The sequence below is a fragment of the Marinobacter changyiensis genome (genome assembly GCF_009193265.1).
In the GTDB taxonomy this organism is placed as follows: domain Bacteria; phylum Pseudomonadota; class Gammaproteobacteria; order Pseudomonadales; family Oleiphilaceae; genus Marinobacter; species Marinobacter changyiensis.
The window spans coordinates 60,035-70,724 of sequence record NZ_VZZZ01000004.1 but is presented as its reverse complement, the minus strand read 5'-3'; the positions used below and the strand labels follow the sequence as shown (position 1 = coordinate 70,724).

Annotated in this window: 7 protein-coding genes; 3 read left to right on the top strand and 4 right to left on the bottom strand. The window is 55.4% G+C overall.

Translation table 11 applies throughout. The features are described from left to right. Positions 1-9: 9 nt before the first annotated feature. The gene (locus tag F6Y09_RS11500; RefSeq protein WP_152207082.1) at positions 10-558 is read left to right on the top strand and encodes a cob(I)yrinic acid a,c-diamide adenosyltransferase; all 549 of its coding nucleotides are present in this window, start codon (positions 10-12) and stop codon (positions 556-558) included. 58 nt (positions 559-616) lie between these two features. Here F6Y09_RS11500 and F6Y09_RS11495 read toward each other — a convergent pair whose 3' ends face one another. The 4 genes from F6Y09_RS11495 to F6Y09_RS11480 all read right to left on the bottom strand — a co-directional run bounded on the left by F6Y09_RS11495 (position 617) and on the right by F6Y09_RS11480 (position 6,651). Then, positions 617-2,614, bottom strand: a complete 1,998-nt coding sequence (locus F6Y09_RS11495; RefSeq protein WP_246180504.1) for a methyl-accepting chemotaxis protein — start codon at positions 2,612-2,614, stop codon at positions 617-619. A gap of 180 nt (positions 2,615-2,794) precedes the next feature. Further along, on the bottom strand, positions 2,795-3,685 hold the full coding sequence (locus F6Y09_RS11490) for a histidine kinase (protein WP_152207080.1): 891 nt from the start codon (positions 3,683-3,685) through the stop codon (positions 2,795-2,797). Next, the gene (ampD, locus tag F6Y09_RS11485; RefSeq protein WP_152207079.1) at positions 3,685-4,311 is read right to left on the bottom strand and encodes a 1,6-anhydro-N-acetylmuramyl-L-alanine amidase AmpD; all 627 of its coding nucleotides are present in this window, start codon (positions 4,309-4,311) and stop codon (positions 3,685-3,687) included. Before ampD ends, F6Y09_RS11490 begins: the two co-directional genes overlap by 1 nt. 51 nt (positions 4,312-4,362) lie before the next feature. Further along, positions 4,363-6,651 (bottom strand): DUF1631 domain-containing protein, encoded by a 2,289-nt coding sequence (locus tag F6Y09_RS11480; protein ID WP_152207078.1) that lies wholly within the window; start codon positions 6,649-6,651, stop codon positions 4,363-4,365. 322 nt (positions 6,652-6,973) lie between these two features. On the opposite strand from F6Y09_RS11480, the gene nadC reads away from it, so the two are divergent. Continuing rightward, positions 6,974-7,828, top strand: a complete 855-nt coding sequence (gene nadC, locus F6Y09_RS11475) for a carboxylating nicotinate-nucleotide diphosphorylase (RefSeq protein ID WP_152207077.1) — start codon at positions 6,974-6,976, stop codon at positions 7,826-7,828. A gap of 109 nt (positions 7,829-7,937) precedes the next feature. Continuing rightward, on the top strand, positions 7,938-10,688 hold the full coding sequence (locus F6Y09_RS11470) for a bifunctional diguanylate cyclase/phosphodiesterase (protein ID WP_152207076.1): 2,751 nt from the start codon (positions 7,938-7,940) through the stop codon (positions 10,686-10,688). Positions 10,689-10,690: the final 2 nt, after the last annotated feature.

Here is a 10,690-nt window from a genome sequence, read left to right as displayed (position 1 = left end):
GGATGAACTATGGGCAATCGCCTGTCGAAAATTTACACCAAAACTGGAGACGACGGCTCAACCGGCCTGGCGGATGGCAGCCGAATTGCCAAGAACGCCCAACGCGTGGATGCCATGGGTTCCGCTGACGAGCTTAACTGTCAGATTGGCGTACTGATCGAGTGCCTGAACGATGATGATGAGATGGCCCCACTTCTGAAACGCATCCAGCATCACCTGTTTGATTTGGGTGGCGAGTTTGCGATTCCCGGCAGCCGGGTTATCGGGGACGGACATATTGATTGGCTTGAACAGACCCTGGACCAGTACAACGAAGCCCTGCCCCCGCTGAAAAACTTCATCTTGCCGGGTGGGTCGCTGGCCGCAGCGCACTGCCACATGGCGCGGGCTATCTGCCGTCGTGCCGAGCGAGTTGTGGTGGCATTGGGACATGAAGATTCCATCAATCCCGCAGCCCGGCATTATCTGAACCGGCTATCCGACCTGTTGTTTGTGCTGGCGCGCTGCCTGGCGCGGCGCGGCGGCGCCCAGGAAGTTCTCTGGGAACAAGGCCAGTAATGACAATCCAACGCCTTCAGCAGCACGCTGTAGATCAAAGAATCAGCCAGGCAGGACACTAAACCCTGAAAGCTTCAACCAGTCTCTGCAAGGATGTCGTCAGGTCTGACATCTGACGGGAGGCCTGCAAGGTCTCGTCGGCATTACCGGCAGTCTCCTGGCCAAGAACGCTGATCTGTTCGACATTGGAATTGACGTTCTTGGCCACTGCAGCCTGCTCTTCCGCAGCCTGGGCAATCTGGTGACTCATATCAACAATGGTAGCGATGCCGGTGACGATGCGGTCCAGAGCTTCACTTACATCGGAAGACTTCTGTACGGTTGCCTGGGTGGCTTCATGGCTGTTGGTCATGGCAGTTACAGCGTCTTTGACACCGCTTTGCAGACGGGAAATCATACCTTCGATTTCTTCCGTGGATTTGTGGGTACGCTGAGACAGCGACCGCACTTCGTCTGCAACAACAGCAAACCCACGGCCCTGCTCTCCCGCTCGTGCCGCTTCGATAGCTGCATTCAGGGCAAGCAAGTTGGTTTGCTCGGCAATTGCCTTGATCTCCACCAGAACCTGGCTGATGCTTCCGCTGTCAGCACTGACCCGGTTAATAACTTCGACCGCGCCGGTAATTTCTGTGGACAATTGATTGATGGTGGCCACGGTCTCAGCCACTACTTCGCGTCCTTTGTCCGCATCCTGCTCCGCCTGTCCGGCCGAATCAGACGCCCGGTGGGCGCTCTCCGCGACTTCCTGTACTGTATCTACCATCTGGTGCATGGCATCGGCGATCTGTTTGGTTTCATCCATTTGCCGAGAGACCGCATCACGGTTTGAGGTGGCGGTCTCTTGCACCCGGGTGGCTTGCTGGTCAACATCGCTGGTAGTTTGGCCAACGGAGCGAATCAGCTCCGCCATTTTTGAAGTCATGTTATTGAATTCGCCAGTCAATTCGCCCAGCTCGTCCCGGTTTTCGAGATTGATCCGAACCGTCATGTCGCCTGCGGCAACTTCCCGGGCAGCCCTGCTGAACGAGCTGATCGCAGTCCGTACCGACATAAAGAAACCGATGTAGAGATACACTACGATCGCAAGTACTGAAATCAGGGCAATGAAGATCAGTCGCCGCTGAGTCAACTCATCCGCTAAACGACCATCAAGATTGTTTGCGATAACGTCAAAAATAATCTCATTCGCCGCCCGTATGTAGTCCATCTGCGAGACCATCTGATCGTTGTAATCTGACCAGGGCATCTCGAGACGCATAGGCGTTACGATGTGCTCATCAAGCAGACGCTGCACCGCAGAAAGACTATTTGAAACGCCTTCGATAGCGTCGGCGCCCTGAGCACTGAACTCGGGCGAACCACTGGCAGCCACTCTGAGCGCCGGTTGCAGAAGGGTATCGAGATTGGTCAAGCCATCATAGATTTCGTTGACGGTGTCCCCCAGCGAATAACCAAGCTGGCCATCCCGTAGCGCGAACAGGCCATATGAACGCGCCTGTCCGATAACGTGATAAGCAGTGGGCAAGGTATGTGTCGACAATTCCAGCAGTAGCTGGTTTTCCCGGGAGGCATCCCGGGCCAGGCCGGAAATCTGGATCGTGGCTGACAGTAAGGCGCGGACCTTCTGCACAAACTCCTGATAATATTTGAACTGCGGGCCCATGGTTTGCTGGTAAAGGTCCTCGCTTTTGAGGGTCTCCCAGTCCGTCTGCAGTGACACTACCTGCCCTTTCCAATGACCGTTGGTATCGAACATGACGTCGGTTTCAGTAAAGGCCGTCAATAGTTGATCAACATCATCCCGGGCAGCATCCGCCCGTGCCAGAATTTCCGGATCTTCTTTCAGTTTTCCTGGCGCCCGATAGTCGCGATAGCGGTAGGCGGCATCAAGCAGATGATTAACCTGCTCGAGGCGTTCGGTGCCCTCAATACCCCTGGTAATGGTGTTGACCGAGCGGTTGAGCTCACCGACAACAAGGAAGGATAACGCCACAATCGGCAGCAGGAACAGAATGCTGATCAAGCTGAATTTGTAGAACATCGGTAGCCGGTTCATCAAAGCTACTGCTGGACGGATAAGATGGCTCAAGGAAACCCCCGATAAATACGACAACCGATTTTTCGTGCTTTATACAGTAGTTATCGGACTCTTCCTTCAAAAATTGAGGAAAAATTGGTATTTATTTGTAATTATCGAGTTCAGTTCGAAGATTTTCCGACTTCCGGCCAACGCTGGTCACACAATAATTCCCGCAATCACCAGCAATGCCAAGACGCATATCCAGACCAGCATGCTGCGATTCAGAAGATCACGAATAGCGAAAAAACTGCGCCCGCCATACTCTGACCACTCGCCAGGGTGCAGTTTCTGAAATCTCGATGGCTCGAGCGCGTAACCGGTCAATGCGCTGTTTGCAGCCTGCAGAAGCACGGCAGATGGCGACTCTGAGTAAGTGGTCATACTGCTACGCCCGGTCCGGAGCCAGCCGGTAAGGTCCCCGGCCAACCCGAACGTGAAGGAGAGTATCCGTACGGGAAGCCACGAAAGAATGTTGGCGGCCACTCCGAACGCGGGCCGCGCGGCGGCCTGGGGCCAGTGATCACGCAAGGCGAGAACGGCCCGCACCAGAAAGGCCACCGCAATGCCCCCCACCACGTACCAAAAGATAATCAGAAAATAGCGCTCAAAAATCATAACCATAAACCGGCAGGAGACCGACAGGTGCAAATTTTCGGGGGCCGAAGCCGCTCCCCGCTCCCTCGCCGGCAGGCTGTCCTTGACGTGATACCATGCGCCTTGCATATCGCCTCGCTGCCATGCCTCTGTATAAGCCTTGAGACGGGGTTTCCAGCCAGGAGCACCCATCAGAAGTACCAGCATGAGATAATCAACCAGCGCCGTTAAAACCATCACTGAAAACATCCGCAATGCGTAATCAATGACAAGCAACACCAGTGCCGGAATGGCGACGATGACAATTCCCGGCCATACCCGGGCTTCCCGGCCGGACGGTGCGCTTGCACCCCATCGGAAGGCCTGCCGCCAAACCGATTCGGTGTTAAGGCTGTCGGTGCTGTCAAGACTCCGGCGGGTCACGTAGGCCAACAACATGATAAAGAATGGCATCAGCTGGCACTCCCTCTATTGCCTGCACCATTGGCCAAAGCCCGCACGGACAGGCACTGTCGATAATGGGACCAGTCAAACGCCGGGCCAGGATCGGTTTTCCGGCCCGGCGCGATATCACTGTGGCCGGCGAGTCGTTCGAGGGTTATGGCAGGCCAGGCTCTCATGATGCCCATGGTCACCTCCGCAAGTGCATCGTATTGGGCCGCCGCGTAGGGCTCATCATCGGTACCTTCCAGCTCGATACCGATAGAGAAATCATTACACTCCGGACAACCGTCGAAAACAGAGCGTCCCGCATGCCAGGCCCGCTCAAGCAGACTGACAAACTGAACGCAATGACCATCCCGCCGGATCAGCACGTGGGAGGAAACCCGCATGTCTGCAATCGTTTTAAAATAGGGATGGTCGTCAGAGTTCAGTCGGTTACAGAAAAACTCTTCTATGGCAGGGCCTCCGTATTGGCCGGGCGGCAAGCTTATGTTGTGCACCACCAGCAATGAAATCTCCGACCCGACCGGACGGGAACCGAAATTTGGTGACGGACACCATCTGGCGGACGGCAGGCGCCCGGTTTGCCGCAGGGTGGTGGCCTGATCAGCAAGAGAAAATTTTGTTTGGCTCATCCGATGGATTGAAGCACATAGGCCAGGAAGTCGCCAGCGGTCGGACCCGAGTCAGTCCTTCCGGCTATGGCGCAAATTGTCGATGATTGACTCCAGGGCCCGGTCAAAAATAAGACCGTCATCCAGCATTGTCATTTCTCCACTGGCGAGCGCGCATGCCAGTTTATCCCGCTGGTACTCCGCCACCTTGGCACCATTACGATTGACGAAGATATACTTGCCGGTTGCCTTGATAAATGCCGCCAGTTTGCATCGGACTTTCTGGACCCCGTTGGTCATCTCGATCCAGGAACCTACCCGCATAGTTTCTGCCTTGGCAAGCCACTCCTCTGAAGCCTCGGTAGTAACAACATCGATAGCAACGGCGCCGGGTGAGGCTGAAACCTCGGTTACAGCACTCGGGGCAGGCTCCGCCAATGAGCTGGCGTGGGCCTCAATGACAACCATGGTTGCAGCCGAACCTTCCGATGCGGGACTTGGCGTGTGCTCCTCCGCAGGCGCCGCCCTGGTCGAGTCCCGATAGGTAACGAGTCGCTGCATCACGTCAACATGAGCAAGCTCGAGGTCCCTTATCACCGAGTCTATTGCGAACGGGTCCCAGGAGATGCTCTGTAATGCGGATCTCAGGGAATCCACAATAGCAGGAATAGCCCTTAGCAGTTCAATGCGGGTGTCAGCCCCGACCGGCGCCGGGTCCACGCTCCAGATCAGATCGCCGGTCAACCCGGAGGCCCGCTGCCATAGCTCACTTTCAGCCCCTGCCCGCAAAATGACCCACTGCAGGTACTTTCTCCAGGGGCCTGCCAGCAAGGTTTCCACCGATGGTGGCACGCTACGGTCGGCCAGGGCCTGCTCCACCAGGGTATCGACGGACTCTTTCGCACGCTCCTGCCTTGCTCGCCCTTCCTCTGCGTCCCTCAGACGTTGCTCAACCAACTCACGACGGCGGCGGTCAAGGTCCATGAAGTGGCTGAAGTCCTTCAGCAGCTCCGAGAACAAATCGACGTTGTCGGTGAATTCGTTGAGTAGCCGGTCGACCACCGATTCGACCTTCTCCCGCAGCGGGTCACGCTGGCCAGCAAGCTTTTCATTCCAGCCAATACCGGCCATTGCCAGTTCGTTCAAAAGCTTACGGGCAGGATGCCCCCCACGATTGAAAAAACTGCGGTCACACAACGCGACTTTCAGGACCGGAATCTGGAGCCGTCCAATCAGCGCTTTCATGACCGGCGGTAACTGGCGGTCCTCAAGAATAAAGTCAAACAGCATGGTGACCAGGTTGATCACGTCATTGTCGACCTGTTGAACGGAGTAGTTCTCCACTGATCCCGAGTCCAGAACACGCTTGAGCTGCATCGGCAACGACATAGTGATAGCGCCATTGACGACATACTCTTCGGCCTGAATTTTACCCAGCCGGCTCATCAGCGCACTGGTGTTTAATTGTCGGCTCCCCGTAAACCCGGGCTGATGAGCCCCCCCCGAGTCCTCCCGATGCAGCAACGCGCTAAGCTCAGAGAAAGTCCCCTGGTCGCCTCCGCTACTGGCATCCAGTTCAACCGACTCGCCTTTTTCATCTACGGAACGCCTGGGTGGAATCGCTCCCCGGAGGCCCTTGGGATCGAGGGGCTTCGCCCCGTCGTTGCCTGCTGGCGGCCGTTTCATCTCGGGCAGAACGCCCTCCGATACCAATAAACGATTCGCATCCTGATAAAGCGACTCCAGCCTGCTGATCAACAGCTTGTCGAACAGCTTCAACACCACAAGCTTGGCGCGAATATCGATATCAAGCTCACCGCATGCTTCTCCAAGACCGGTGCAAATCACTTCAGGGCTGAGAGGCATCTGGCGATCCTCAAGCCGAACACCCGCAGCCACATGGGAAACGCGCACTTCAAGCAGGCGGATCGTATCGCTGTATCGATTACGGAGTTTGGTGATCAGATTATCCAGAGCAACTTTCTGCTCAAGATCCCCATGATCCTTCAGGGTGAGGGAGTCCTGATCGACCTTTTCCAAGGCATTATTACCTGGCTTCGGATCAAACCGGCCCAGTTCGTTGAAGGCACGCCCCTGCCACTGTAACACTGACAACATCATGCTCTTGCGACGCATCCGAAGCTCACGCATGGCATCAAAATATGCGGTCTGTTCCTGGTTTGACCCCGCCTTATCAGCCATGTTGAACAGCGCATCATCGGCACCGTCGAAAAATTCCGACAACAACGTTTTTAACGACTGACCGGACGCATCCCGCAACCTAACCAAAGTCGCGGGCATGGTAAAACGGCCTAACCCCCGCTGCCCTTTCAGACTGACGACCTTGTTATCCTGCGCCATAAAGGCTTACTCCAGTTTAACATCAATTAACGCATTCATCGCCCATAGTAGGCGCTTGACGCGTCACCTTGTGTCAGGATTTGTCAGCTTTTGTGTTTGTAGGAACAGGTTCACATATTACGCCGAATATTAACGCCATAGTGAAGCGGACGGACCTTGCTGGCATGACAAAATTGACGAAGCTCTCTAAGCCAAGTGACAAAAACTGACGCGTTTTGTCACCTGCGCAACAATTGTGTAACAGGATTAAGTTGGCCCCGGCTTGAACAAACTATAGAATCGAGGATCATTTTTCTGTTGCCAGCCAGAGCTTTACTTGACCATGAACCAAATACCTCCGGACCTGCTCAGACAGGCGCGAATTGAAGGCGTTGCACAAAGCCTGATAGAAGATATTGGTGACGGGGATATTACCGCGGCGTTGATACCGGCGGGTAAAACCGCAACGGGACGCGTCATCACTCGGGAGCGCGCCATCATCGCGGGAGCGGCCTGGGTTGAAGAGGTTTTTCGCCAGGTTAATCCCTCCCTCTCCCTGACCTGGTACGTCCAGGATGGTGATGAAGCGGCACCTGACCAGGTCCTGTTTTCATGCGAAGGCAATGCCCGAGGTCTGCTCACAGCAGAACGGGCGGCTCTGAACTGGCTGCAGACATTGTCGGGAGTTGCAACCCGCTGTGCGTTCTATGCGCGCCAGGTGGAACACACCAGCGTAAAATTGCTGGACACGCGTAAAACCCTGCCAGGGCTGAGACTGGCTCAAAAGTACGCCGTCACCTGCGGAGGCTGCCACAATCATCGCCTCGGGCTCTATGACGCCTTCCTGATCAAGGAAAATCATATTGCCGCGTGCGGATCTATTGCAGCTGCTGTAGAGACCGCGCGTGAAACGGCACCCGGAAGGCCAGTGGAAGTTGAAACGGAGAACCTGCGTGAGCTTGAGCTGGCTCTGGCGGCCGAAGCAGACGTCATCATGCTGGATGAGTTTTCACTGGTTGACATGCGTGCCGCGGTTGCGCTGGCAAGCGGAAAGTCAAAACTGGAAGCGTCCGGTGGCATAAACGCTGACACGCTGGTAGCAGTGGCTGAGACCGGTGTTGATTTTATCTCGATCGGAGCGCTGACAAAGGATGTCACCGCGATAGACCTTTCCATGAGGCTTGGCGCGTCCGTTTGACAGACTGGCGCATTCACCGAACGTTGGTCACAGACAACGACCAGGAAAGATAACCGGAGGCCGGAAATGGGTTGGCATCAACTCCGCCACACCACAGGTAGGGACGCCCTTGAACATCACTGATTTGAAACTCCGGGGATTACCGTGGCGAAGTGGGCTCGGGCATCTGACGATGTTCCTGATACTCGCTGCGGTAAGTTCAGCATTTAATACGCCCGCCACCTATGTTCCCGCGCTTTGGTTACCTTCAGGCTACGGACTTGCCCTGCTGTTCATATATGGCCCACGGGCCCTCCCGATAGTATTCGTAGGCGCCATGGTTTCCGCCTGGATCCAGGCCCTCATGCCAGTGGCCGAATCCATAAAAATGACGCCGGTGATGCTCGCAGCGCTTTCAGCCTACGGCTTCATTGTGCCAGCCGTCACCTGGTGGAGCTATCACAAGACTTCCCGTTATCCAGCGCCTCTGGTGAGTTACAAAGCCTTTATCTGGTTACTGGGTACCCTGACGCTCGCCTCCGTCGTGGCCACGCTTCCGCTAGTATTCCACACCCTCGCCTCCCGGTCTGAACTGGCAATGGCTGGCGACAGCCTGTTGCTGAGAGGTTCTTTCAGTGCTTTTCTTGGCAGCCTGATCATTGCGCCTGCAATAATTGCCATAGGGAAGGGTTCTTCTTTTCCAAGCCGGGTCCACCGACCCGCTGAGTGGTTCGTGTGGCTTCTCGCGCTCGCATTTGTCGTCACGATGGCAAGCTATGAGCCTATCCAGACGTTGTTTTTGCTGCTGCCACTGATGACCTGGGCCGCTACCCGGTTTTCCTTGCCCGGCGCCATGCTCGCCATCGGTATCGCAGCACTGAGTGGACTCTCCTGTTCCTTTATTGCGCTACCTCTGGGTGAAAACGGCAACCTTTACCTGCTGGCCGAAACGCTGATCGCCATGATGGTGGCCGCGTCCTGTTATGTCCGGGTTTTGCTGGAAGATCGAGAGCGCATCGAAAACGGGCTTGAAGCCGTGGTTGAAGAGCGCACAAGGGAATTGCAGCTGACCAATTACGAGTTGAAGGACGAAATATTTGTTCGCCAGCAGGCCGAGAAATCCTTTCGCCGCTCCTCAAGACATTATCGGGCGTTGTTTGAAACTGCATCGAATCCGATTGTCGTGATTGACGACCGCATCCGGATTCGTCAATGGAACGGCGCCGCCGAAACCCTGTTTGGTTACAGCCGTGATGAGGCTGTTGGTCGCAGTTTGACGGATGCTTTTATTCCCCGGGAGCAAAAGGACGAGCTGGCCTGGAAAATTCTGAAGGTGCTCAACAGTGGGCTTACCCAGGACACCATCGAAACCCGGATCAAAAGTTACAGCGGCAACATTCACATAATTCTATGGAACCTGAACCGGCTCCACGAAGACGAGGACGACGGCCGGGCCCAGTTGATTCTGATTGGCCAGGACATTTCAGAGATTCGCCGTACCCAGGATCAGCTTCACTACCTCGCCCATTACGATGTGCTGACCGACACGGCTAACCGCCGCCTGTTCGAAGACCGCTGTCGCCAGGCTATTACCAGTTCACTACGTTATGGTCATCATTGTGCACTGATCGGGCTCGACATCGACCACTTCAAACGCATTAACGATACCCTCGGCCATGATGCCGGCGATCACCTGCTTCAGGAGATCGCCCGTCGTCTTGGCGAGAATCTACGGGAAGAAGATACCATTGCCCGACTCGGAGGCGATGAGTTCGCGGTGCTGCTAAGCCAGGTAAACGGCGCAGAAGGCTGTGAAAAAGTGGCCAGAGGACTTCTCGATGCCATGACCCGGCCAATTAACATCCCGGGCGGGGAAGTCGTTATCACCTCCAGTATTGGCATCACCCTGGCACCGGATGACGGGCGCAGCTATGAGCAATTACTGAAAAATGCAGACATGGCTATGTACCGGGCAAAAAAAGCCGGTCGTAACAACATCCAGTTTTTCTCCTGTGATATGAACGAGGACATGCTGCGCCAGATGTCTCTTGAGCAAGAGCTTCGTGAAGCCATCAGAGAGAATCAGTTTGAGCTCCATTATCAACCGGTTCTGAATGCCAAAAGCGGCAGTATCGTTGGGCTTGAGGCGTTGCTGCGCTGGCATCATCCGGAAAAGGGCACACTGACACCGAACGATTTCATTGATGTTGCAGAGCAAACTGGCCAGCTGCAGGCATTGGGTGAATGGGTATGCCATAATGCTTGCCTTCAGGCCCGCGCTATTCAAGCGATGAGCGGCTATCCGGTCCCCATCAGCATCAATTTGTCATCGCGTCAGTACAATCATCCCAGACTGACCGAGCGGCTTGGCCGGATTATTGGGGAAACCGGACTGGATCCGGCGCTCTTGCTGGTTGAAATTGATGAACGAATTCTTTCAGATCGCCTGGAAGAAACCGCCAAGACCTTGGCTCGCCTGAAAGAATTGGGGATAGGCCTGGTGCTTGACCGGTTCGGTAGTGGTCTGTCGTCACTGCGGCTACTGCGGGAGCTACCGTTCGACCAGGTTAAAATTGACCAACACCTGTTGCATCATGCCACTATCGAAGAAAATACCGGCGCCATCGTACACACCCTTATCAATCTGGCCCGACAACTTTCCCTGACGGTGGCGGCAACGGGTGTCGAAACTGCGGATCAGGATTCTTTCCTGCGCCAATCCGGGTGCCACCTGCTTCAAGGTCACCGCTTTTGCCCAGCTATCTCAAGCGAAGAACTTGCCGCCCTGTTTCAACGGGTCAGACAGGGTTACACGCTGTTGCCAGCCGACCAATTCAGCTTGCCTTTGTCGAATGACTCACCTCACGCCGGAGACAACTGAGG